Below are 22,200 nucleotides of genomic sequence, written 5' to 3' on the forward strand. Positions count from 1 at the left end.
CGCTGTCAAAGTCTGATTGAATGCTGCTACAAGCCTGAACATGACGGACCGGTCCCCGAACGCCCCTGCCAAGCTCTCCACCCGCCCGCGGGCGGGCGACGGGACGACCTTGACCGAGGCGGCCTACCAGGCGCTGCGCACCGACATCATCCGCGGCGTGCGCAAGCCCGGGGAACGCCTGCGAATCGAACGGCTTCGGGGACTATACGAGACCGGCCCGACGCCGCTCCGCGAGGCCCTGCAGCGGCTCTCCTCGGAGCGGCTGGTGGTGGCCGAGGGGCAGCGCGGGTTCACCGTGGCGCCGCTCGACGCGGGCGAGTTCGCCGATCTCAACGTCGCGCGCACCGCCATCGAGAAGGAGGCCCTGCGCCTCGCTTTGGCGCGCGGCGACGATGCCTGGGAGGCGCGAATCGTCGCCGCCGCCTACCGGCTCGAGAAGCAGGACGCGGCGCTGGCGGGATCCGGCGGCGTCACCGACGCCTGGGAACGCGCCAATGCCGAGTTCCACACCGCGCTGGTCAGCGCCTGCGGGTCGAGCTGGCTGCTGCATGTCCGCGACGGGCTGCACGACATCTGCGAACGCTACCGGCGCGCCTCGATCTACCGCCATATCGGCGCCCGCGACCTCGGCGCCGAACATCGCGGCATCGCCGAGGCGGCGCTGGCGCGCGACAGCGAGGCGGTCTGCCGCCTGACCGAGGCGCATTTCGCCCGCACCGCCGAGGTCCTGTCGGGGGGCGGCGACACCCCGACATGATCGACAACGCGGCCCTGCTCTTCGCGACCGGCATTCTCGGCGGCATGGTCAATGCCGCCGCCGGCGGCGCCAAGCTCTTCGTGTTCCCGCTGCTCGTCGCCTCGGGCCTGCCGCCGATCGTCGCCAATGCCACCTCGACCATCGCGGTCTGGCCGGCGCAGCTGCCCGCCGCCTGGGTCTACCGCCACGAGCTGCGGGCCGATGCCGGCCAGCTTCTGCGCCGCCTGCTGCCGGTGCTGGCGGGCGGATTGTTCGGCGCGCTGGCGCTGATCTTCTCGTCCGAGCGGGCCTTCATGGCGGTGGTGCCGTTCCTGCTGGCGATCGCGGTGGGCGCCATCGCGCTCGGGCCGCGCAGCGCCGAACTGATGCGGCGCGCCTTCCCCGGCAACCGGATCGGGCCGGCCACGGCGCTGCTGCTGTTCTTCTGCGGGCTCTATGGCGGCTATTTCGGCGCCGGCCTGGGCTTCATGCTGCTCGCCGTGCTGGCAGCCTCGGACGCGGTGCCGCTGGGCCGGGTGAACGGCGCCAAGAACCTGCTCGCCGCCGCCATCAACACCACCGCGGTGGCGCCGCTGGCGCTGTCCGGGCTGGTGCGCTGGGACGCCGCGGTGGCGGTGCTCCTGGGCGGGCTGGTGGGCGGCTATCTCGGCGCCGCGGTGACCCGGAAGATCCCCGAACGCCCGATGCGGCTCGCGGTCTCGGCCATCGGCGTGGTGCTGGCCGTCTCCTTCCTGATCTGAGCCGCCCGGGGGCCGGGAAAGGGGGCGCCGGACGCTCCGGCCGCGGCTGGCGGCAGCTGACCGATAAGCGGTCGGGGCAGCGGCGGCAAAGCGTGCTAGTCTGGCGGCGTTGAAGTCCGTCCACGACGCCGCGCGCATGGTAAATCCTGGTACATTGGCGCTCGAGACGCTTCCGAAGGCCACCGCTGCCCCGCGGTGGCCTTCGACCGCGGGTAGGCCGCCCACAGGCTGCTGAGATCCCCCGGACTTCACACGCATTCCAATGGCCAGACATATCGCAAATCGATTGCGTTAATTCGAATCGGCGGCGCATTGCCTATTCGGAGCGTTCGCGAATTGAATATGAATTCGGCACGGGAACGGAAGCAAATGGCCCGGGTTTTCCGACACGACGCGGAGACGGCTCCGCACGAAACCCGAAGGAGATACCGATGGCATTGTTTTCCAAGGACATCAAAACGCTCCACGATCTTTTCCTGCACACCATGCAGGACGTCTATTACGCCGAGAAGCAGATTGAGAAGGCCCTGCCCAAGATGATCAAGAAGGCCTCGGCAGGGCCGCTGCGCGAGGGCTTCGAGGCGCATCTCGAGGAGACCCACGGCCAGGTCAAGCGACTCGAGGAGGCCTTCCGCTCCCTCGGCGAAGAACCCAAGGGCGTCGAATGCCCGGCCATCGACGGCATCATCAAGGAGGCCGAGGAGCTCGCCAGCGAAACCGCGGACCAGCAGGTGCTGGATGCGGCTCTGGCGGCGGCGGCGCAGGCCGTCGAGCATTACGAGATCGCGCGCTACGGCACGCTGATCGCCTGGGCCAACGAGATGGGCCATTCCGACTGCGTGGCGCTCTTCGAGGCCACCCTGCACGAGGAGAAGGCCACCGACGAGAAGCTGACGAAGCTGGCCGAGACCTCGTTGAACAAGGCCGCCTGACCCGAGCGGCAGGCCGCAAGGGGCCGCGCGCGCGGCCCCTTGCTCCGCGGCCGACCGCTGTCGGTCGACGGCAGGACGGGGCCGTCGCTTTTGCCTATCCGGATAGGAAATCCGATTGGCGGCGTTTGCCGGCTGATACCCGGACTCCCGGCCAAAAGGGAAACGCCGCGAATCCTGCCGTGCCGTTCTGCCGACCCAATTTCGAGGGGATCGTTTTTCCGCCCCGCCGCGTTCGCCGCAGAGTTGACGGGTGGATTTCCCAAGTCTCGGCCCGACCCGAAATGACGTCGGCCACCCCCGGATCACCGGGAACCGCCCCACCGATGCGATGAGGTTCATCATGGAACACGACTACCTTCCCGTCCCGCAGCCTCATGATGCGGATCGCAACCGGCTCTGGCTGGCGGCCGGCGCGGGGGCGGTGCTGGGGATCGCCGGGCTGGCGTGGTACCAGGCCCGCACCCGGAACTCGGTGGCGTACCGGCCCGCCGACGACGCCCCCGAACGCAGCTCCCGCTACCGGCAGGGACGCTGGACCGTGACCGGCCGCACCATCACCATCGACCGGCCGAAATCCGAGATTTACGCCTTCTGGCGCGACTTCACCAACCTGAAGACGGTGATGGCGAACGTGCACGACATCCGGGTCGAGGGCGAGCGTTCGCGCTGGCAGATCGCCGGCCCGGGCAACCGCGACGTGACGCTGGTGACCGAGATCACCGCCGACGAGGAGAACCGTCGCATCGCCTGGCACAGCACCGACGAGTCGGACCTCGCGCATCGCGGCGAGGTGCAGTTCCGCGACGCCCCGGCCGGGCGCGGCACCGAAGTGACGCTCGACCTGGCCTACGACGCGCCGGGCGGCACTCTCGGCCGCGCCGTCGCCAAGCTGCTCCAGGCCGAGCCGCACCTGCAGGCGCGCCGCGACCTGAAGCGGCTGAAGATGCTGCTGGAGACCGGCGAGATCGCCACCAACGCCAACCGCCGCGACGCGGCCTGAGACGGAGTACGACATGCGCGCACTCACCTGGCACGGCAAGCACGACGTCCGCATGGACACCGTGCCCGACCCCGAAATCGTCAATCCCCGCGACGCCATCATCGAGGTCACCTCGACGGCGATCTGCGGCTCCGACCTGCACCTTTATGACGGGGTCATCCCGGGCATGCTGTCCGGCGACATCCTCGGCCATGAATTCATGGGCCGGGTGGTGGAGACCGGCCCCAAGAGCACGCTGAAGAAGGGCCAGCGCGTGGTGGTGCCCTTCACCATTTCCTGCGGCAGCTGCTTCTTTTGCAAGAGCCAGCTCTACTCGGCCTGCGACAACACCAACCCGGCGGAGAAGCAGGACCTGACCGAGCCGCTCTACGGCCATGCGCTGTCGGCGCTTTTCGGCTATTCGCACCTCACCGGCGGCTATCCGGGCGGACAGGCGGAATATGTCCGGGTGCCGTTCTCCGATGTCGGCCCGATCGTCATCCCCGACGGCATGGACGACGACGACGTGCTGTTCCTGTCGGACATCCTGCCCACCGGCTGGCAGGGCGCACTGAACGCCGACATCAAGGAAGGCGACACCGTGGCGGTCTGGGGCTGCGGCCCGGTCGGGCTCTTCGCGGTGCAATCGGCGCTGGTGCTGGGCGCCGGACGGGTGATCGCCATCGACGAGTTCCCGAACCGGCTGGCGCTGGCCAAGAAGCTCGGCGCCGAGGTCATCGACTTCAAGCAGACCAACGTGCTCGAGGCGCTGACCGAAATGTCGGGCGGGCTCGGCCCCGACGCGGTGATCGACGCGGTGGGGATGGAAAGCCACGGCTTCGCCCCCGACACGGTGATGGACAACATCAAGCAGAATGTCGGCATCGGCGCCGACAGCGCCCATGCCCTGCGCGAGGCCATCATGTGCGTGCGCAAGGGCGGCACGATCTCGATCCCCGGCGTCTATGGCGGCATGCTAGACAAGTTCCCGCTGGGGGCGCTGATGGAGAAGGGCGTGCAGGTCCGCTCTGGACAGACCCACGTTCAGAAGTACCTCGACGATCTGCTGCGGCGCATCGGCGAGGGCGAGCTCGACACCCAGTTCCTGATCTCGCACCGCCTGCCGCTCGAGGAGGCGCCCACGGGCTACCAGAACTTCCGCTACAATCAGGACGAATGGACCAAGGTCGTTCTGAAGCCCGGCCTGCAGGCCGCCTGATGGAAAGACCACGTCTGGCCCTCGTGACCGGGGCGTCGACCGGAATCGGGCGCGAGCTCGCCCGGCTGGCCGCCGCGGATGGCGCCGCGCTCATCGTGACGGCCCACGAGCCGGAGATCGCCGAGATCGCCTCGGAACTGCGCCCCGAGGGCGCCGCGGTCACGGCGGTGCAGGCCGACCTCGCCACAGAAAGCGGCGTCGCGACGCTCTGGGACGCGCTCGAGGGGCGCGTTCCCGACGACCTGATGGCCAATGCCGGCCGCGGATTGGGCGATGCCTTCCTGAAGCAGGATCCCGCAAGGATCGAGGAGGTCGTCCACCTGAACGTGACCGGCACGACCGCGCTGCTGCACCGCGCGGCGCGGGCCATGGTGCCGCGCGGCAGCGGGCGAATCCTGATCACCGGATCGCTGGCCGGGCACATTCCCGGCAGCTACCAGGCTGTCTACAACGCCACCAAGGCCTATATCGACACGTTGAGCTGGGGCCTGCGCGACGAGCTGCGCGATGCCGGGATCACCGTGACCTGCCTGATGCCCGGCCCGGTCGAGACCGAGTTCTTCCACCGCGCCGAGATGGACGACACCCCGGTCGGGCAGAGCCGCCGCAAGGCCGATGCCGCCGAGGTCGCCCGCGCGGGATACGCGGCGATGAAGCGGGGCGCCTCCGGAGTTTCGCCGGGCGTGATGACCAAGGTGCAGACAGCGCTGAGCGGGGTTCTGCCGGACGCCCTCCTGGCGCGCCTGCATCGCAACATGGCCGAACCGGAGGACCGTTCCCATGGCTGACAAGCTTGCCGTCGTGACCGGCGCCTCGACCGGGCTCGGCTTGCGTCTCGCCCGCCTGGCGGCGGAGGATGGCCACGACCTCGTCATCTGTGCCGACGAGGAGGAGATCCATGCCGCCGCCGACGAGCTGCGGCAGCTGGGCGTGGCCGTCGAGGCCTCCGTCGTCGATCTGGCGTCGCGCGACGGGGTCCGGACCTTTCTCGACGCGGTGGGCCCCCGCGAGGTCGACCTTCTGTGCGCCAATGCCGGGCGCGCCCTGGGCCGGGCCTTTGCCGATCAGGATTGGCAGGACATCAAGCGCCTGATCGACCTGAACATGCTGCAGACCACCACGATGCTGCATCATTTCGGGCGCCGCATGGCCCAAAGGGGCCGCGGCCGGATCCTCGTCACCGGCTCCATCGGCGGCTTCGTTCCGGGTCCTTACGATGCGGTCTACAACGCCACCAAGGCCTATCTCGACAGCCTGTGCTACGCCCTGCAGGACGAGTGGAAAGACAGCGGCGTGACCCTGACCTGCCTGATGCCGGGCCCGACCGAGACGCCGATCTTTTACCGAAAGGGCAACGACCTGGCCGACGCACCGATCGCGGAGAAGCAGAAGGACGACCCCGACATGGTGGCGCGCAAGGGCTACGAGGCGGTGATGGCCGGCCGCCGCGGCGTGGTCCCGGGCCTGCACAACCGCGCGATCACCGCGCTCACCGGGCTGGTGCCCGAGAGCGTCTTGGCACGCATCCACCGCATGGGCGCCAAGCCCGAGTGAGGGGAGGCGGCGGGGCGCCGCGCGTCCCCGCCGAACCCGGCGAACGCGCCGATCTGTGCGAGCCCACTGCGCATAGGGCGCTGACCTGGATGGCAGACCCGGGCATGAAATCCCGGCCTCAATCGGATGAAACCGGCGGCGCCGGCGCGTCTTTCTGAGTGAGCGCGGCTTGCAGCGGCGCGGCGTGCGGGAGCCGCTGGCGATTGAGACCCACTGGCGCCGGCCGGTCTTGCGCGGACGGAACGGACATTCTCCGCCGCCCGCTCGGCGCCCTCATCCGCAACGTCGCGGCCGGTGAACGGGAGGCGGCGGCCCGTGATTGCGGATGCCCCCCACACGCCCGTTCCGGGCGATCTGACAGACAGCCCCGCGTTCAAGACCCGACTGCTCGCTAGGGCGTCCTGCGCGCTCCGCCGAACCGGGCGGTCGGCTGCCGCGGAAAGTTAACAGCTGTTGATGGTTGAGAGGGTTGGCGCGCTCCAGTGCGCCGGTGCCGGCCGAGGCGCCGGTCCGCACGTCCCGGGGACCGCGCCCGGGGGCGCGCGATGTGCCGGGCGGCCCGCGACGGGGCCGCCCGGGCCGCGATCAGAGCGTCGCGAGGGCGGTGCGCATGCGCTCGCGCGTCAGCGGCAGCTTGCGGATGCGCAGGCCGGTGGCGTCATAGATGGCGTTGGCCACCGCACCGGGCACGATCCGGGTCGAGGCCTCGCCGGCGCCGCGCGGGCCGATCTCCACCCGGTCGATCATGTGGATGTCGATCTCCTGCGGCACCTGCGCCATCTCGAGGATCGGGTAAGTCGCCCAATCCTCCGACCGCACCATTTCGGAATCGAACTCGACCTCCTCGAAGAGCGTGCGGCTGAGCGCCATGATCAGGTTGCCCTCGAGCGTGGTGCGCATCGACTTGCGGTTGATGATCTGGCCGTGGTCGGAGGCGAGGATGAAGCGCGGCACGTAGACCTCGCCGGTCTCCATGTTGACCTCGACTTCGGCCACCAGCGCGTTCACCGCGCCGTTGCGCTGCGCATAGGCCATGCCGCGGCCGCGCCGGACCGGGCCGTCTCCGGCTTCGGGGTTGGGGCCGCTGCGGGCCTGCCAGTTGGACTTCTCGGCGGCCAGCTCGAGCACGGCGCGGTCGCGCTCCTCGGTCAGGTGGCGCAGCCGGAACTCGACCGGGTCGATGCCGGCGGCATGGGCGACCTCGTCGATGAAGCTCTCCTGGCCGAAATGCACCTCCATCCCCATCGGGTCGCGGAAATGCGCGGTGCGAAGCGGGGAGGCGACCTTCAGCAGCGGGTCGATCACCTGCTCGGTGTAGCGCATTGAGTCGAAGGCGTAGCTCTGCTCGGGCGAGCGCGCGGCATAGCCGTTCTCGGGCTCGCGGCCCAGCAGGTGCCCGGCCAGCACCGAGCCCGCCTCGTCCCCGCGCGAGCGCATGTTGGAGCGCGAGAAGCCCTTGATGCCGTAATGGTAGCCGGTGACATTGCCCTCGGCGTCGATGCCGGCGCGCCCGGTCGAGACCGCGGCCACGCCCTTCGGATCCCAGGCGATGCCCTCGTTGCGCATCCACTGCATGCGGACCGGGCGGCCGACCTCGGCCGACAGCACCGCGGCGTCGATGGCGCCGTCATCGGCGTCCGAGCGGCCGTAGGAGCCGGGCCCCGGCATCCAGATCGCGCGCACGTTCTCGATGTCGAGGCCGAGCACGTCGGCGACGCCGGGACGCACCGAATGCGGCTTCTGGCTGTCGGTCCAGATCGTCGCGCCGCCGTCGCGCACGTCGACGAGGCCGAAGGCCGGCGCCATGCGGGCATGGCTCTGGAACGGGTATTCGTATTCCGCCTCGACCAGCGTGGCAGCACCCTCCAGCGCCGCGTCGAGATCGCCCTCGTCGGTGGTGTGCTCCTCGTGCTTGATCTCGGCCGCGCGGATGAAGTCGTGCACGCCCTTGGTGTCGGTCTGAAGCTGCGGGCCGGGCTGCGACCAGGTCACGTTCAGGTCGCGCGCGGCGCGGATGGCGTCCCATTCCTCCTCGGCCACGACGCCCAGGAAGGCACCCTTCCAGACCACGCGGGCGCCGGTCTCGGCGATGGAGCTTTCGTCCACCGCCTCGGGCACCGCGCCGGCGACGGGCGGGCGCACCATGCGGCCATGCAGCATCCCCGGCACCACCAGGTGATGCGCGAAGTCCATCGTCGCCAGCACCTTGCCCGGCACGTCCTTGCGCGGGATCTCGGTGCCGACGAGCTTGTAGTCCTTCGGGTCCTTGGGCTGCGCGGTGCCGGCCAGCTCCAGCCGGTTGCCGAGCCGGCCGTTCCAGTCGAGCTTGTGCGAGAACAGGCCGCCGCCGACCAGCTCGCCGTAGCTCACGGACTTGGCGGCGTCGCCCGCGGCGGTGATGCGGCCGCCCTCGACGCTGAGCTCGGCGGCGGGCACCTCGAGTTCCTCGGCCGCCATCTCCAGAAGCAGGCGGCGGGCCTCGGCGGCGGCGTGGCGGATCGCGACGCCCGAGCGCTGCACGCCCGAGGACGACGAGGCGCCGCCCTGGTCGACGCAGAGCGCGGTGTCGCCGGCGACGATGTCGACGTTGTCGATGTCCACGTCGAGCTCCTCGGCCGCCATGATGGCGATGCCGGTATCGGTGCCCTGGCCCATGTCCATCTTGCCCCAGTAGACCGTCACGCGGCCGTCCTGGCCGACGGCGATCCAGCTGTCGAGCGCGGCGGGGTCGAGCGGGCGGTGCGGTTCGCGGGCCGCGGCGATCTCCGGCGCGGCGACGATCCCGGCGGTGGCGGCGAAGCTCACGAAGAGCGCACCGCCGGATTTCAGCAGCGCGCGGCGGGTGAGGGTGGAGCGGTCCTGAAGGGTCTCGGTCATGGTCGCTCTCCTCACGCCTTCATCGCCGCCGCGGCGGCCTTGGTGGCGCGCAGGATCGCCATATGGGTGCCGCAGCGGCACTTCAGCCCGGCGAAGTTGTCGCGGATCTCGGCGTCCGAGAGGTCGGGGTTCTTCTCCAGCATGGCCACGGCGTACATCATCCAGCCATTGGTGCAGTAGCCGCATTGCGGCGCCTCTTCCTCGATGAAGGCGGCCTGCACGGGGTGCGGCGTGCCGTCCTCCGCCAGCCCGTCGAGGGTGCGCACCTCGCCCTGGACGCTGTCGATCGGCGTCACGCAGGAGCGGATCGGCTCGCCGTCGAGCAGCACGGTGCAGGCGCCGCACTGGGCGAGGCCGCAGCCGAACTTGGGTCCCTTCTTGGCCAGATCGCCGCGCAGCGCGTAGAGCAGCGGCATGTCGGGCTCGGCCTCGACGCTGTGGGCCTGGCCATCGACGGTGAGGTCGAATCGTTGCTTGGTCATGGTGGTCTCCTCCCTGTCCCCGAGGCCTTCGCGGCGCGCGCAGCTCCGGCGCGCGGAGACGGCACAGCGGTGCCCTCTCCGTCGCGGCACGACACCGACCGGCGGGAATGCCCCAACGGTAGCGAGCGCGCCCGTCAGGCGACAACTCAATGCTGAATGGCGTTCCAGCCAGCGGAACGACGGCCGGTGCCCTTGCGGGCTGCCGGCCCGAAACAATCCGCAATCCGTTTCGCATGGCAGAACGACGTTCTGTTTGCGCCCGAGCACTCAGACGCTACCATCCGCGCGCAACGACCGGGGGAGGTGGCAGGGTGACCGGCTGGAACGGGAGACGCGAGGACGCACGGCTGCTGACCGGGGCGGGGGGCTATGTCGCCGACCATCTGGAGGACGGGGTCTGCCAGGCCGGGTTCCTGCGCGCCCCGGTGGCGAGCGGCCGGATCGTCGGTCTCGATATCTCGGAGGCCGCCGCCCTGCCCGGCATCCGCGCGGTGCTGACCGCGGAGGATCTCGCCGCCGACGGCATCGGGCCGATCGAGCACGAGCCGCTGCCGCGCGATGATGGCGGCGCCGCCGAGGAGTATCCGCAGCCGATCCTCGCCGGCGACGAGATCGCGCATCTCGGCCAGGCGGTGGCGCTGGTCGTGGGCGACAGCGCCGCGGCGGTGCAGGACGCGCTGGAGGCCATCGCGCTCGACATCGACGACGCGCCGGCCCGCGCCGGGCGGGCCTTCTTCCGGCGGCTCGGGCGCGCGGCGGAGACCGAGGCGGCGCTGGCCGACGCGGCGCATCGCGCCAAGGTGCGGCTCGACTGGCCGCGGGTCGCGGCCTTCGCGCTGGAGCCGCGCTGTGCGCTGGCCCGCCCGCGGCCGCGGCCGGGCGGCGGCGTGCAGTACCGCGCCAGCACCCAGAACCCGTTCGCGCTGCGCGGGCAGATCGCCGCGCAGCTCGGCTGGGACCCGGGCCGGCTGCACGTGGTGGCGGAGGATGTCGGCGGTTCCTTCGGGCTGAAGGGCTTCATGGCGCCGGAGGACGCGGCGCTCTGCTGGGCCGCCGACCGGCTGGGCCTGGCGCTGGCCTGGCTGCCCGGGCGCGGCGAGACGCTGCTGGCCGACGCGCAGGGCCGGGCGGCCACCGGCGAGGTCACGATCGGGCTCGACGCCGATCTGCGGATCGTCGCGCTGGCGGCGGCCTTCGAGATCGACGCCGGCGCCTTCCCGAGCCGCCGCGCCTTCGGCGTGATCAACAACGTCAACGGGCTGACCGGCACCTACCGGGTGCCCGAGGCGGCGGTGGAGATCGCCGGCCTGCTCAGCGCCCGGCCGCCGCTGGCGCCGTTCCGCGGCAATGGCCGGCCCGAGGCCACGCATGCCGTCGAGCGGGCGCTCGACGCGGCGGCGCGGGCGGCCGCGGCCGACCCGGTGGAGGTGCGGCGGCGCAACCTGATCCCGCCCGGCGAGATGCCGGTCACCACCGCGCTCGGCACCGCGATCGATTGCGGCGACTTTCCCCGCGTCATGGCGGCGGCGCTGGCGCTGAATGGCGATCCCGCGCCGCGGCGGCGGGCGGCCGAGGCGGAGGGCCTGCTCTACGGCGTGGGCCTCGCCAATTGCATCGAGAGCGCCGGCGGCCCGCTGCGCAAGCCCAAGCCCGATTGCGCCCGGATCGAGGTCTCGGGCGACGGCACGGTGAGCATAGCGCCCGGCGTCATGTCGGTGGGGCAGGGCCACGAGACCGGCCTGTCGGCGCTGGCGGCGGCGCGGCTGGAGATCGACGCGGCGCGCATCCGCTACCGCAACGGCGACACCGAGGCGCTGAGCTTCGGCCGCGGCTCGGGCGGGTCCTCGGGGCTCGCCGTGGCCGGCTCGGCGCTGGCGGTGGCGCTCGACCGGCTGCTGGAGGAGGGGTCGGAGAAGGCCGCCGCGGCGCTCGATTGCGCGCCGGACGAGATCGCCTTCCGCGATGGCGCCTTCCACCGCCGCGGCGGCAACGAATCCGTGACGCTGGGCGATCTCGCCGGGGCGGGCGTCTGGCGCGTCGAGGAGACCTTCGCGCCCGACGCCGCGACCTTCCCGAACGGCACGCATCTCTGCGAGGTCGCCATCGACCCCGAGACCGGCGCCACCCGCGTCGTGCGCTACGCCGCGGTCGAGGATGTGGGCCGCGTGCTGAACCCGGTGCTGGTCGAGGGCCAGCTGCAGGGCGGCATCGCGCAGGGCCTGTCGCTGGGGCTGGGCGAGCGCATGGTCTACGACGAGGCGGGCCAGCTCCTGACCGGGTCGCTGATGGATTACCAGCTGCCGCGCGCCAGCGACCTGCCGGCCTTCCGGCTGGGCACGGTGGAGGTGCCGACGGCGCTCAACCCGCTCGGCGTCAAGGGCGTGGGCGAGGCCGGCACGGTGGGTGCGACGGCGGCGCTGGCCTCGGCGGTGAGCGACGCGCTGGCCCGCGCCGGGGTGCGCGACTTCGACCTGCCCGCCACCCCGCTTAGGGTCTGGGAGGCGCTGCAGGCCGCCGGCCGGGACGGCGTCGATGGCGCTTGAGGGGGCGGCGTTGGGGCAGGTGCTGGCGCTCGGCTCGGCGACCTCCTTCGCGCTTGCCAACAACATGATCTCGCGCACCACCCGGTCGGGCGGCGATAAGGGGGTGATGTTCTCGGTCCTGGTGACCATGACGCTCTCGGCGCTGCTCTGGCTCGGGCTGGAGGCCGGGCGCGGCGGCCCGGTCCTGGCCCCCGGCGCGGGGCCCGGCCTGTTCTGGTTCGCCCTGGCCGGGCTCTTCGCCATGGTCTTCGGCCGCAGCCTGGTCTTCGCCTCGATCCGCACCCTGGGCGTCGCGCGCTCCACCGCGGTGAAGCGGCTCAACCCGTTCTTCTCGGTGCTGCTGGCGGCGCTGATCCTGGGCGAGAGCATCGGCGGGCTCGACGCCGCCGGCATGGCCGCCATCGCGCTCTCCTTCGTGCTGCTGATCCGCGAGAGCCTGGCCCGCGGCACCCAGGTCACCGCGCCGCCGCCGGCGGCCTACCTGCTGGGGGTCGGCGCGGCGCTGGCCTATGCCGCCTCCTACATCGCCCGCAAGCTGGGGCTCGAGGTGATGGCCATGCCGGCCTTCGGGACGCTGGTCAGCGCAGTGTCGGGATTCGCCGTCTTTGCGCTCCTGGCGGCGGTGCTGCCGGCGCGGCGGGCGCATTTCGCCGGCATGTTCCGCCACCTCGACCGCTGGATCGTCAGCGGCGCGGTGATGGTGTCCTGCGGCCAGATCCTGCTTTTCGCGGCGCTGAACTACGAATCCGTCTCGACGGTGGTGATGATCGCCTCGCTCGAGATCTTCCTGTCCATCCTGCTGTCGGTGCTGCTGTTTCGCGACGAGCCGCGCCCCGGGCCGACGGTGCTGGTGGCCGCCGCACTGGCCGCCGCGGGGGTGATCCTCGTCGCCCTGCCGTAGCGCGCAGCGCGCGAAAAAATCGCGCGCTCGCATCTGAATTCTGTTCCGTCATGTGGACCCCTGTCCCATTGACCGATGCGCGCCTCGCTGCGTAGGCTCCTGTCCCAGAGGACCGCAGTGCAAGGACCGGAGCGAACAGGCCGGTGCGAGCGGCCTGGGGGAGGGTCTGGCCGGAGAGCCGGTCTGCGGTCCTCGAAGCGCCCCCCGAAGCCCGCTTTCCGCCCCATGGGGCGCAGGATAGGGCAGGGGCATCGCGGCGGCCCGCCGGGCGGCCGCATCAACGGGAGGAAAGACATGAGACGAGACTTTCTCAAGGGAGTCGCCGCCGCGCTGGTCGCGACGACGACGCTGGGCGGTGCCGGCACGGCGCTGGCGCAGGAGGCCGCCGAGTTCTACGACGGCAAGGCGATCCGCTGGATCGTGCCCTACAAGCCCGGCGGCGGCTACGACGAATACACCCGCGTGCTGGCACCCTATTTCGAGAAGTATTCCGGCGCCCGCGTCGACGTCGTGAACGTGCCCGGCTCGGGTGGCATGAAGGGCGCGGTGGAGATCTTCAACTCGCCCGCCGACGGCCTGACCATCGGCATCATCAACGGCTCGGCGATGGTCACCAACCAGCTCGCCGGGATCGAGGGCGCCAATTACAAGGTCGGCGAATACAGCTATGTCGGCCGCATCGTCGCCGACCGGCGGGTCTTCGTCGCCGCCACCTCGAGCGGCATCGAGACCTTCGAGCAGCTGCAATCGGACGGCGAGCCCGCCGTCGTCGGCGCCACCGGCCTCGGCGGGTCGACCTATGTCGACGCGGTGATCGTCGGCGAGGTCTTCGGCATGGACCAGCGCGTCGTGCACGGCTTCAACTCCTCGGGCGACATCCGCACCGCCATGCTGCGCGGCGATGTCGACGCGATGTGGGGCTCCATCGGCTCGGCCATCGAAGGCGTCGACAACGGCGACCACCAGATCATCCTGCACGGCGAGCGCGAGGCCACCGGCCGGCTCGAGGGCATCCCCTCGGTCTGGGACGTGGCCGCGGATGCCGAGGATCCGGAGCGCGCCAACGCCATCCTCGAGGCCTGGGACGCGCTGTCGGCGGTGGGCCGGCCGGTCGCCGGACCGCCGGGCATTCCCGAGGACCGTCTCGACTTCCTGCAATCGGCCTTCGAACAGGCGATGAACGATCCCGAATTCGTCGCCGCCGCGCAGGAGGCCAAGCGCGACCTGAGCTTCGCCTCGGGCGACGACATGGTCGGCATCGCCAAGGCGGCGACGGAACTGCCCGAGGACATCAACGCGCTCTTCGTGCGCGCCATCCAGGGCGAAATCTGACCCGGACCTGACCGGACCCAGCATCCCGCTGCCTCAGGGCAGCGGGACCGCCCCGCGTTCCGCGGCGGCACAGGCAATCACAGGACACCCCAATGGGCATCATCGAAGGCATGGCGAGCGGCTTCTTCCAGTCGATCAGCCTGAGCGTCTTTCCCTATCTCTTCGTCGGATCGCTGTTCGGTCTGATCATCGGCGTGATCCCCGGCCTCTCCGGGCACTTCGCGATGGCCATGGCGGTGACCTTTCTCTACACGATGGAGCCCGGCGCGGGCATCGCGTTCCTTCTCGGCGCGCATGCCACGGTGGCGCAGGGCGGCGGGCTGACCGCGATCCTGTTCTCCACGCCGGGCACCGGCCAGAACGCGGCGACGCTGCTCGACGGGCCACCGATGCGCGACAAGGGCCAGGCCGGCATCGCGGTGGGCGCCGCGATGGCGTCGTGCTTTCTCGGCGCGACCTTCGGCGCCGTGGTGCTGGCGCTCCTGATCCCGATCCTGCGCGACGTGGTGCTGTTCTTCGGCCCTCCGGAAGTCTTCGTGCTGGCCTTCCTGGCGCTGACCTTCGTCGCCGTCCTGGGCAAGGAGGACATGACGCGCAGCCTGATCGCGGCGCTTCTCGGCCTGCTGCTGGCGATGATCGGCGTCGACAACGTCACCAACACCGCACGCTTCACCTTCGGGTCCGAGCGCATGGCCGACGGGCTCAGCCTCGTGCCGGTGATCCTCGGCCTCTTCGCCGTGGCCGAGATGATCGATCTCTGGGTGCGCGGCGGCTCGCTGGCCAAGGACGTGCCGCAGGCACTTTCGGCGCGCGAGACCCAGAAGCAGATCTTCAGCGGCATCGGCACCGCCTTCCGGCATTGGTGGCTGGTGATGCGCTGCTCGGCCATCGGCACCACGATGGGGCTGATCCCGGGGCTCGGCTCGGCGCCGGCGGCTTTCGTGGCCTACGGCCATGCCAAGCAATCCTCGGCCGACAAGTCGGGCTTCGGCAAGGGCGACGTGCGCGGCGTGATCGGGCCCGAGGCCGCCAATGACGCGGTCGAGGGCGGCGCGCTGGCCTCCACCCTGGCCTTCGGCATCCCGGGCTCGTCGTCGATGGCGATCCTGCTCTCGGGCCTCTTCATCCTCGGGCTCGAGACCGGGCCTCGGATGCTCAACAGCCAGGTCGACCTCGTCTTCATCATGATCTTCACGATCATCATCGGCAATCTCGTCGGCACCGTGGTCGGCATGTTCCTGGTCAACCCGCTGAGCCGCGCCACCTCGATCCGCGCCAGCGTGATGGTGCCGGTGCTGACGGTGATCATCGTCACCGGGGCCTTTGCCGGCGAGCGCGCGGTCTTCGACATCGGCGTCGCGGTGGTCTTCGGCATCATCGGCTACGTGATGAAGGTGCTGAGCTATTCCCGCGCCGCGCTGCTGATCGGCTTCGTGCTGGGCTTTGCGGTGGAGAAGAACCTCTACCTCGCGCTGCTGCTCGACGGGCCGTATTTCGTCTTCCAGCCGATCCCGATGGCGCTGGCACTGCTCACCGTGCTGTTCCTCGCCGTCAACATCTTCAGCATCTACCGCGACCGCAGGAGGGCCCGGGCATGAGCGACGCCACCCATCACAACGCGGCGCAAGGCGCCGAGACCGACCCCGAGGATCTGCCCGAGGCCGACACCAGCCCGGCCGGCGCCTACATCGCCGACCGCCTGACGCTGGAGATCGTGTTCCTGGGCTTCATCGGGCTCGTGGTCCTCGTGGCCTTCGTGCAGGCGCTGGGATACGAGCTGGTCTCCTCGCGCACGCCCTTCGTCATCATGGTGCCGCTCTTCGTGCTGATCCTGGTTCAGGCGCGGCGGCTCTGGGGCGACCGCGACCGCGCCGCCTTCGGCGAGCGCATGGCCCGGGTTCTGGGCGGGCGCAACGTCACGTTGAACAAGGTTCTGGGCTTTTCCGGCTGGATGCTGGGCCTGCTCGCCGCGGTGATGGCGATCGGCCATTTCGCCGCCATCTTCGGCTTCTGCGTGGTGCTGATGCGCGGGCTGGCGCGGGAAAGCTGGAAGCTGACGCTGCTGGTCTCGGTGGCGACGCTGGTGGCGATCTTCCTGATCTTCGAGATCGGCTTCAACGTCGAGCTCTATCGCGGCCTCCTGATCCGCTACTTCATGGGCTACCGCGACTTCTGACACCCGGCACAGGCAGGAGCCTCGAGCGCGGCGCGCGACCGGAAGACCGGCGCGCGCCGCTTGCGTTTCAGGGCGCCTTACGCGGCGCCCTTGGTGTTGCGCTTGACCTCCTTCTCGCGGCCCTGGCGGGCATCAATATGGACGTCGATCAGGTAGGGCCGGCCGGCGCGCACCGCCGCCACGCCGTCGCGCATCGCCGCGGCGAGCGCGTCCAGGGTAGTGACCGGCCCCGCCGCCTCCACGCCCTGGCAGCGGGCCAGCCCGGCAATGTCGGGCGCCGGATCGTCGAGCCGCTGGCCGACCCAGGCATTGGCCGGGTTGCGGCCGCGGGCGAGGGCCACGTTCTCCTGGTGCAGCTCGTCGTTGAAGTAGCTGCGGTTGTTGGCGATCACGAAGAGCGCCGGGATGCGGTACTTGGCGGCGGTCCAGAGCGCGTTGACGCTCATCAGCGTGTCGCCGTCGCCGAGGGAGCCCACCACCAGCCGGCCGCTGTCCTTCAGTGCCAACGCCGCGCCGATGGTCAGGCCCGGGCCCGAGCCGATGCCGCCGCCGCCATCCTTGCCGAGATAGTCGAGCGGGTGGCGGTGCGGCAGGATGTCGACCGGAAAGCCGCGGGCGAGCGCGGCGAAGGTGATCGGCTGGTCGCCCGCCGCCGTCTTCAGCGCCCGCGCCACGTCGCGGTTGGTGAGCGCCTCGCCCGACCCTTCCGCCGGCTGCGCGATCTCGGGCAGGGCTGGCCTGCGCGGAGCGGCCTCGGGCAGCGCGGCCAGCAGCGCGCGCACCGCCGCATCGGCGTCGCAGGCGAGATCCACGTCCACGGGCGGCAGGGCGTAATGCTCCTGGTTCCAGCCGGAATGCAGCTGGTGGTCGAGCCCGGCCTGCACCACCGCGATCTCGGGCGTGCCGGTGCCGAAGGCCTGTTTCAGGAGCCCGCCGAGATCGGTCCAGCCCAGCGACAGGACGAGGTCGGCCCCCCGCACCACCTCGCGCGCGGCGGGCGGCAGCTTGTTGAAGGGCGGGCCCACATGCAGCGGATGGTCGGTCGGCACCATGGCGCCGGTCTTCAGATCCGACAGCATCGCCGCGCCCAGCTTCTCGGCCAGCGCCACCCGGTCGGCCATGGCCGCGTCGGTGCGGGCGCCGCGGCCGAACAGGATCACCGGCCGCTCGGCCCGGGCGATGGCGGCCCGGGCGGCCTTCAGCGCCTCGGGGGCGGGGGAGAGCGGCGCCGGCGGGGCGAAGCGCGCCGGATCGGGCAGGGCGATCTCGCCCTCGATGGGCGCTTCCTGGTCCGAGGCGTCGAGATTGATGTACACCGGGGCGGCCGGCGCGGTATGGGCCAGCTTCCAGCCCCGCAGCATGCTCTCGGGCGTCGCCGCGATGGAGCCCGGCTGGTCGTCCCATTTCAGGAAGTTGCGCACCAGCGCCGCCTGGTCCTGCGCGGTGTGCAGCCAGTCGATCCAGGGCCGCCGCTCGGCCGCGTCCATCGGGCCGGTGGCGCCGAGGATCAGCATCGGCACGCGGTCGGCGAAGGCGTTGAAGATCGCCATCGTGCCGTGCATCAGCCCGACATTGGAATGCAGCGCCACCGCCATCGCCCGGCCGGTGGCCTTGGCATAGCCATGCGCGATCGCCACCGCGTGTTCCTCGTGCAGGCAGACCAGCATCTCCGGCCGCTCGTTGCCGAGATGGTTGACCAGACTGTCATGCAGGCCGCGATAACTCGCCCCCGGGGTCAGCGCGATATAGGGCACCCCGAGCCGGCGCAGCATCGCGGCGGGAATGTCGGAGCCCCAGCGCGGCGTGGTGTCGAGCGGTCCCTCGACCGGTTCCGCCCGCCAGTCGGGGCGGGGTGGTGGCATGGCGTCGTCCATGGTCTGAATCCCTCGTTTCGTTCCCGTATGCGGAACATCGTTCCCAGCTTACGGAGGCCGCGCCGAGGCTGTCAAAGTGATCCGAGAAAGAGCGCCAAATCGTTCCGTCATGCGGAATGCAGTTCCGCTTTCCTTGACCCTTTCCGCGCATCTTTGCGATGGTGCGGGCGAGACGAATTCAGGGGGAGAGCACCATGCCGCATGACATGGACGGCGCGCTGCATTGGCACGAGCCGGTCAAGGGCGAGCGCGCGGGCTACGGCAAGTTCGGCCAGCCGCAATCCGATTACGACCGGTTCATGGAAGACGACGGCGTGCCGGTGTTCCGCGGCGTGGGCATCGAGAAGGTGCAGAACCTGCCGCTGCATCCGTGGCCCCGGATGGGCGGGCGCGGGCATTACATCCAGCTGCACGGCACCGAGGGCAAGTGGGGCAATTACGTGGTCGAGGTGCCGGCGGCCGGCGCGCTCAACGTCGAAAAGCACCTCTACGAGGAGATCTACCTCGTCGTGGAGGGCCGCGGCGCCACCGAGGTCTGGCTCGAGGAGGGCGGACCGAAGCACACCTTCGAATGGCAGGAGGGCTCGCTGTTCTCGATCCCGGTGAACGCCTATCACCGCATCGTCAACGCCACCAACAGCCCGGCGCTGCTCCTGGGCGGGACCACCGCGCCGAACCTGATGAACCTGCTGGGCAGCCCCGACGCGGTGTTCAACTCGCCCTACAAGGCTGTGGACCGGTTCTCGGGCGATCCGGATTTCTACAAGCCCTCCGACGAGCTCGAGCCGGACCCGATCCGCGGCCTCGCCATGCGGCGCACCAACCTCGTGCCGGACGTGATGAACTGCGAGCTGCCGCTCGATAACCGCCGTTCGCCGGGCTACCGCCGGGTCGAGCCCTTCATGACCGGCAACAAGTTCTACCTGTGGATCGGCCAGCACGAGACCGGCAAGTATTCCAAGGCGCATGCCCATACCTCGGCCGCCGTCCTGGTCTGCGTGAAGGGCAAGGGCTACACCTATACCTGGCCCGAGGAATGCGGCGTGAACCCGTGGAAGGACGGCCATGCCGACAAGGTGAAGCGGGTGGATTACGAGCCGGTGGGCCTCGTCTCGGCGGCGCCGGGCGGCGCGCGCTGGTACCACCAGCACTTCAACACCTCGGACGAGCCGTTCCGGCTCTCGGCCTGGTTCGGGCCGAACCATCCCAGCCTCGTCACCGGCCTGCCGCCGGGCGAGAAGCAGATCGACTACACCGCGATGGACGTCACCGAAGGCGGCACCTCGATCCCCTACTGGATGGAGGATCCGCATATCCGGGCCGAGTTCGAGGCCCACATCGCGCGCAACGGCGCCAAGAGCCGCATGGATCCGGCGCTCTACGAGAAGCCCGACGGGGCATGAACCAGCGGGCCGATCTCGACGCCTCCGGCGCCGGGTCCGCGGAGACCGGCGGGCGGATCTTCTTCTCGCAGGCCGGACGCAGCCTGATCGAGGAGGACCAGCTCGAGCTGACCAGCGTCGGCGTCGATATCGGCTCGTCGACCTCGCACCTCTTGGTCTCGACGCTGGTGCTGGAGCGGATGGACACCCGCTATGTCGTGGTCGAGCGGCGCGTGCGCTTCGAATCCGAGATCCTGCTGACCCCCTATGCCGGGTCGGACGAAATCGACGCCGACGCGCTCGGCGCCTTCATCGCGGCGCAATATGACGCCGCGGGGCTGACGCCCGAGGACATCGACACCGGCGCGCTGATCCTGACCGGGGTCGCGGCGCGGCGCTCGAACGCGCGCGCTATCGGCGAGCTCTTCGCCGCCGAGGCGGGCAAGTTCGTGGCGGTCAGCGCCGGCGACGGGCTGGAGACCCTGATGGCGGCGCATGGCTCGGGCGCCGCGGCCCTGTCGGTGCAGGGCGGGCCGGTGATGAACATCGACGTGGGCGGCGGCACCACCAAGATCGCGCTCTGCGCGGACGGCGAGGTCGTGGCGCGCACCGCGCTCGACGTGGGCGCCCGGCTGGTGGCCTTCGACGCGGAGGGCCGGATCGTGCGGCTGGAGCCCTTCGGCGCGCGGCACCTTCACGCCGCGGGGATCGACGCGGGGGCCGGCGACAGGCTCGACGCGGCGGCCCGCGCGCGGCTGGCCGAAACGATGGCCGGGCGGGTGATGGACGCGGTCGCGGGGCACGCTGTCGAGGGCTACATGCGCCTGCCGGCGCTGCCGGCGGTCCCCGCGCCGCCGCGCGTCGTGGTCTCGGGCGGGGCGTCGGAATATCTCTCCGGCGGCACCGGGCCGGGCGACGATCTGGGCGCGGAGCTGGCGACGGCGCTGGGGCGGCGGCTGCAGGACTGGGCGGCCGAGATCCTGCCCGCCCGGCAACGCATCCGCGCCACCGTGGTGGGCGCCTCGCAATATTCCGTGCAGGTCAGCGGCTCGACGATCTTCCTCGATCCCGAGGGCACGCTGCCGCTGCGCAACCTCGCGGTGATCGCGCCGCGCCTCGACCTCGGCGACGCGGTGGACGAAGGCGCCGTGGCCGAGGCCGTGCAGGAGGCGCTGTCCCGCATGGAGCTCGATGACGGGGCGAAGCCGGTCGCCGTGGCGGTGCCGTGGCAGGGCTCGGCGCTCTACGGCCGGCTCAAGGCGCTCGGCGCCGGGATCGTCGCCGGCTTCGCGCCGGTGCTCGCGGCCGGACACCCGCTGGTCCTCGTCGTCGACGGCGATGTCGGCGGCCTTCTCGGCATGCAGATCCGCAGCGAGGAGGCGGTGCCGGGAGCCATCGTGTCGATCGACGGCATCGCCCTCGACGAGTTCGACTTCATCGATATCGGCGCGGTGATCCGCGCCACCGGCGCCGCCCCCGTGGTGGTCAAATCCCTCCTGTTTCCGAGCGCGTGAGCCATGGCAGATCCCGTTCCCCAGAAGATCACCTCGATCTGGCCGCCGCTGCTGCTGCTGGCCGTGTCGCTGGGCTATGTCGCCTGGGCGCAGAAATACGGCGCGGTGCCGCGGCTGATGCCGACGCTGGTCGGCGGTGCGACCGCGGCGCTGGCGGTGCTCGACCTGCTGTCGCGCTTCGACAGCCGGCTGGGCCGCGCCCTGCGGCTGGCGCTCGGCGCCGATTTCCGCAATCGCGAGATGAGCCACGACCCGGCGATCGGCCGCGAGGCGGCGATGATCGGCTGGATGCTGGCGGCGCTGGCCTCGATCTGGCTGATCGGGCTGCTGCCCACCGTGCCGCTTTTCATCACCGCCTATATGCGGCTCTGGGGCCGGCTGCCGCTCTCCATGGCGGCGCTTTCGGGCGTCGCGGTGCTGGGCTTCGTGGTGGTGGTCTTCGAGGTGCTGCTCGACTACGCGCTCTACCGCGGCTGGCTCGTCGAGGCGCTGCTGTGAGCGCCCGCCAGCACCTTCTCGGCCCCCGCGGCGTCGATCAGGTCGGCATATTTCGCCTGCAAGTCGAAAAGCGCCACGGCATGGCTCGCCGCGAAGCGGTCGAAGACCGCCTCGGGCACGATCAGGCAGGGCAGGTCGCGGTTATAGGCATCGACCGCGCTGGCCCGCACGCAGCCCGAGGTGGTGCAGCCGGTGAGGATCACGCCGTCGCAGCCGCGCTCGGCCAGGATCGCGTCGAGATCGGTGCCCCAGAAGGCGCTGGGTTTCGGCTTGCCGAGGACGATGTCGCCGGGCGCCGGGGCGAGCGGGGCCACGATCTCGTTGCCCGCGGCGCTGTCCTCGCCCCCGCGCGCGGTCTTGGCGCGCCTTGCGGCGAGCCGCGCGGCGTCGCGGCGGGTGTAGATCACCGGCGCGCCGGGGGCACGCGCCGCGGAGATCAG

Annotated in this window: 19 protein-coding genes; 15 read left to right on the forward strand and 4 right to left on the reverse strand. The window is 70.8% G+C overall.

From position 1 onward, the window contains the following. Nucleotides 1-40 precede the first annotated feature (40 nt). The 7 genes from ACXYMW_RS02475 (at nucleotide 41) to ACXYMW_RS02505 (ending at nucleotide 6,181) form a co-directional block, all read left to right on the forward strand. Entirely contained in the window at nucleotides 41-757 is a 717-nt protein-coding gene (locus tag ACXYMW_RS02475; protein ID WP_459033703.1) for a GntR family transcriptional regulator, read from the forward strand. After that, the gene (locus ACXYMW_RS02480; RefSeq protein WP_459033704.1) at nucleotides 754-1,497 is read left to right on the forward strand and encodes a sulfite exporter TauE/SafE family protein; all 744 of its coding nucleotides are present in this window, start codon (nucleotides 754-756) and stop codon (nucleotides 1,495-1,497) included. Before ACXYMW_RS02475 ends, ACXYMW_RS02480 begins: the two co-directional genes overlap by 4 nt. A gap of 431 nt (nucleotides 1,498-1,928) precedes the next feature. Beyond that, a complete protein-coding gene (locus ACXYMW_RS02485) occupies nucleotides 1,929-2,429 on the forward strand; it encodes a YciE/YciF ferroxidase family protein (RefSeq protein WP_459033705.1) in 501 nt (166 codons plus the stop codon). 340 nt (nucleotides 2,430-2,769) lie between these two features. Continuing rightward, the gene (locus ACXYMW_RS02490) at nucleotides 2,770-3,429 is read left to right on the forward strand and encodes an SRPBCC family protein (RefSeq protein ID WP_459033706.1); all 660 of its coding nucleotides are present in this window, start codon (nucleotides 2,770-2,772) and stop codon (nucleotides 3,427-3,429) included. A 13-nt stretch (nucleotides 3,430-3,442) separates the two neighbouring features. Further along, nucleotides 3,443-4,627, forward strand: coding sequence for a zinc-dependent alcohol dehydrogenase (locus ACXYMW_RS02495; RefSeq protein ID WP_459033707.1), 1,185 nt, complete (start codon nucleotides 3,443-3,445; stop codon nucleotides 4,625-4,627). Beyond that, on the forward strand, nucleotides 4,627-5,415 hold the full coding sequence (locus ACXYMW_RS02500) for an SDR family NAD(P)-dependent oxidoreductase (RefSeq protein WP_459033708.1): 789 nt from the start codon (nucleotides 4,627-4,629) through the stop codon (nucleotides 5,413-5,415). Before ACXYMW_RS02495 ends, ACXYMW_RS02500 begins: the two co-directional genes overlap by 1 nt. Further along, nucleotides 5,408-6,181 (forward strand): SDR family NAD(P)-dependent oxidoreductase, encoded by a 774-nt coding sequence (locus ACXYMW_RS02505; RefSeq protein ID WP_459033709.1) that lies wholly within the window; start codon nucleotides 5,408-5,410, stop codon nucleotides 6,179-6,181. The genes ACXYMW_RS02500 and ACXYMW_RS02505 overlap by 8 nt, the downstream gene beginning before the upstream one ends. Before the next feature lie 585 nt (nucleotides 6,182-6,766). Here the strand turns inward: ACXYMW_RS02505 and ACXYMW_RS02510 are convergent. Together ACXYMW_RS02510 and ACXYMW_RS02515 are read right to left on the reverse strand one after the other, a co-directional pair. Then, nucleotides 6,767-9,058, reverse strand: a complete 2,292-nt coding sequence (locus ACXYMW_RS02510) for a xanthine dehydrogenase family protein molybdopterin-binding subunit (protein WP_459033710.1) — start codon at nucleotides 9,056-9,058, stop codon at nucleotides 6,767-6,769. Nucleotides 9,059-9,069: 11 nt separating this feature from the next. Continuing rightward, the gene (locus tag ACXYMW_RS02515; RefSeq protein WP_459033711.1) at nucleotides 9,070-9,540 is read right to left on the reverse strand and encodes a (2Fe-2S)-binding protein; all 471 of its coding nucleotides are present in this window, start codon (nucleotides 9,538-9,540) and stop codon (nucleotides 9,070-9,072) included. Between the two features lie 311 nt (nucleotides 9,541-9,851). Between ACXYMW_RS02515 and ACXYMW_RS02520 the strand changes: the two genes are divergently transcribed. The 5 genes from ACXYMW_RS02520 to ACXYMW_RS02540 all read left to right on the forward strand — a co-directional run bounded on the left by ACXYMW_RS02520 (nucleotide 9,852) and on the right by ACXYMW_RS02540 (nucleotide 16,492). After that, nucleotides 9,852-12,083, forward strand: a complete 2,232-nt coding sequence (locus ACXYMW_RS02520; RefSeq protein ID WP_459033712.1) for a xanthine dehydrogenase family protein molybdopterin-binding subunit — start codon at nucleotides 9,852-9,854, stop codon at nucleotides 12,081-12,083. Then, the gene (locus ACXYMW_RS02525) at nucleotides 12,073-12,984 is read left to right on the forward strand and encodes an EamA family transporter (protein ID WP_459033713.1); all 912 of its coding nucleotides are present in this window, start codon (nucleotides 12,073-12,075) and stop codon (nucleotides 12,982-12,984) included. The genes ACXYMW_RS02520 and ACXYMW_RS02525 overlap by 11 nt, the downstream gene beginning before the upstream one ends. 294 nt (nucleotides 12,985-13,278) lie before the next feature. After that, nucleotides 13,279-14,316, forward strand: coding sequence for a Bug family tripartite tricarboxylate transporter substrate binding protein (locus ACXYMW_RS02530; protein ID WP_459033714.1), 1,038 nt, complete (start codon nucleotides 13,279-13,281; stop codon nucleotides 14,314-14,316). 92 nt (nucleotides 14,317-14,408) lie between these two features. Further along, entirely contained in the window at nucleotides 14,409-15,914 is a 1,506-nt protein-coding gene (locus ACXYMW_RS02535; RefSeq protein WP_459033715.1) for a tripartite tricarboxylate transporter permease, read from the forward strand. After that, on the forward strand, nucleotides 15,911-16,492 hold the full coding sequence (locus tag ACXYMW_RS02540; RefSeq protein ID WP_459033716.1) for a hypothetical protein: 582 nt from the start codon (nucleotides 15,911-15,913) through the stop codon (nucleotides 16,490-16,492). Before ACXYMW_RS02535 ends, ACXYMW_RS02540 begins: the two co-directional genes overlap by 4 nt. 77 nt (nucleotides 16,493-16,569) lie before the next feature. Here the strand turns inward: ACXYMW_RS02540 and ACXYMW_RS02545 are convergent, their stop codons facing one another. Further along, the gene (locus tag ACXYMW_RS02545) at nucleotides 16,570-18,366 is read right to left on the reverse strand and encodes a thiamine pyrophosphate-binding protein (RefSeq protein WP_459033717.1); all 1,797 of its coding nucleotides are present in this window, start codon (nucleotides 18,364-18,366) and stop codon (nucleotides 16,570-16,572) included. 194 nt (nucleotides 18,367-18,560) lie between these two features. Between ACXYMW_RS02545 and ACXYMW_RS02550 the strand changes: the two genes are divergently transcribed. The 3 genes from ACXYMW_RS02550 to ACXYMW_RS02560 are packed head-to-tail and all read left to right on the forward strand — an operon-like array spanning nucleotide 18,561 to nucleotide 21,760. Then, nucleotides 18,561-19,769: a cupin domain-containing protein gene (locus ACXYMW_RS02550; RefSeq protein ID WP_459033718.1), complete on the forward strand. Its 1,209-nt coding sequence runs from the start codon at nucleotides 18,561-18,563 to the stop codon at nucleotides 19,767-19,769. Then, complete coding sequence (locus tag ACXYMW_RS02555; protein WP_459033719.1) at nucleotides 19,766-21,262, forward strand: ethanolamine ammonia-lyase reactivating factor EutA; 1,497 nt, start codon at nucleotides 19,766-19,768, stop codon at nucleotides 21,260-21,262. The genes ACXYMW_RS02550 and ACXYMW_RS02555 overlap by 4 nt, the downstream gene beginning before the upstream one ends. Nucleotides 21,263-21,265: 3 nt before the next feature. Beyond that, nucleotides 21,266-21,760, forward strand: a complete 495-nt coding sequence (locus ACXYMW_RS02560) for a tripartite tricarboxylate transporter TctB family protein (RefSeq protein ID WP_459033720.1) — start codon at nucleotides 21,266-21,268, stop codon at nucleotides 21,758-21,760. Here ACXYMW_RS02560 and ACXYMW_RS02565 read toward each other — a convergent pair. Continuing rightward, the coding region (locus ACXYMW_RS02565; protein ID WP_459033721.1) for a cysteine hydrolase family protein at nucleotides 21,727-22,200 on the reverse strand (474 nt) is incomplete at its 5' end. The genes ACXYMW_RS02560 and ACXYMW_RS02565 overlap by 34 nt on opposite strands.

This window comes from Roseivivax sp. CAU 1761, from assembly GCF_054482755.1.

Bases quoted from the DNA above. Each gene is read 5' to 3' on its own strand.
- ACXYMW_RS02485 (WP_459033705.1), top strand. From the start codon at position 1,929: ATGGCATTGTTTTCCAAGGACATCAAAACGCTCCACGATCTTTTCCTG.
- ACXYMW_RS02560 (WP_459033720.1), top strand. From the start codon at position 21,266: ATGGCAGATCCCGTTCCCCAGAAGATCACCTCGATCTGGCCGCCGCTG.
- ACXYMW_RS02495 (WP_459033707.1), top strand. From the start codon at position 3,443: ATGCGCGCACTCACCTGGCACGGCAAGCACGACGTCCGCATGGACACC.
- ACXYMW_RS02555 (WP_459033719.1), top strand. From the start codon at position 19,766: ATGAACCAGCGGGCCGATCTCGACGCCTCCGGCGCCGGGTCCGCGGAG.
- ACXYMW_RS02500 (WP_459033708.1), top strand. From the start codon at position 4,627: ATGGAAAGACCACGTCTGGCCCTCGTGACCGGGGCGTCGACCGGAATC.
- ACXYMW_RS02535 (WP_459033715.1), top strand. From the start codon at position 14,409: ATGGGCATCATCGAAGGCATGGCGAGCGGCTTCTTCCAGTCGATCAGC.
- ACXYMW_RS02480 (WP_459033704.1), top strand. From the start codon at position 754: ATGATCGACAACGCGGCCCTGCTCTTCGCGACCGGCATTCTCGGCGGC.
- ACXYMW_RS02545 (WP_459033717.1), bottom strand. From the start codon at position 18,366: ATGGACGACGCCATGCCACCACCCCGCCCCGACTGGCGGGCGGAACCG.
- ACXYMW_RS02530 (WP_459033714.1), top strand. From the start codon at position 13,279: ATGAGACGAGACTTTCTCAAGGGAGTCGCCGCCGCGCTGGTCGCGACG.
- ACXYMW_RS02490 (WP_459033706.1), top strand. From the start codon at position 2,770: ATGGAACACGACTACCTTCCCGTCCCGCAGCCTCATGATGCGGATCGC.
- ACXYMW_RS02550 (WP_459033718.1), top strand. From the start codon at position 18,561: ATGCCGCATGACATGGACGGCGCGCTGCATTGGCACGAGCCGGTCAAG.
- ACXYMW_RS02540 (WP_459033716.1), top strand. From the start codon at position 15,911: ATGAGCGACGCCACCCATCACAACGCGGCGCAAGGCGCCGAGACCGAC.
- ACXYMW_RS02475 (WP_459033703.1), top strand. From the start codon at position 41: ATGACGGACCGGTCCCCGAACGCCCCTGCCAAGCTCTCCACCCGCCCG.
- ACXYMW_RS02525 (WP_459033713.1), top strand. From the start codon at position 12,073: ATGGCGCTTGAGGGGGCGGCGTTGGGGCAGGTGCTGGCGCTCGGCTCG.
- ACXYMW_RS02505 (WP_459033709.1), top strand. From the start codon at position 5,408: ATGGCTGACAAGCTTGCCGTCGTGACCGGCGCCTCGACCGGGCTCGGC.
- ACXYMW_RS02510 (WP_459033710.1), bottom strand. From the start codon at position 9,058: ATGACCGAGACCCTTCAGGACCGCTCCACCCTCACCCGCCGCGCGCTG.
- ACXYMW_RS02515 (WP_459033711.1), bottom strand. From the start codon at position 9,540: ATGACCAAGCAACGATTCGACCTCACCGTCGATGGCCAGGCCCACAGC.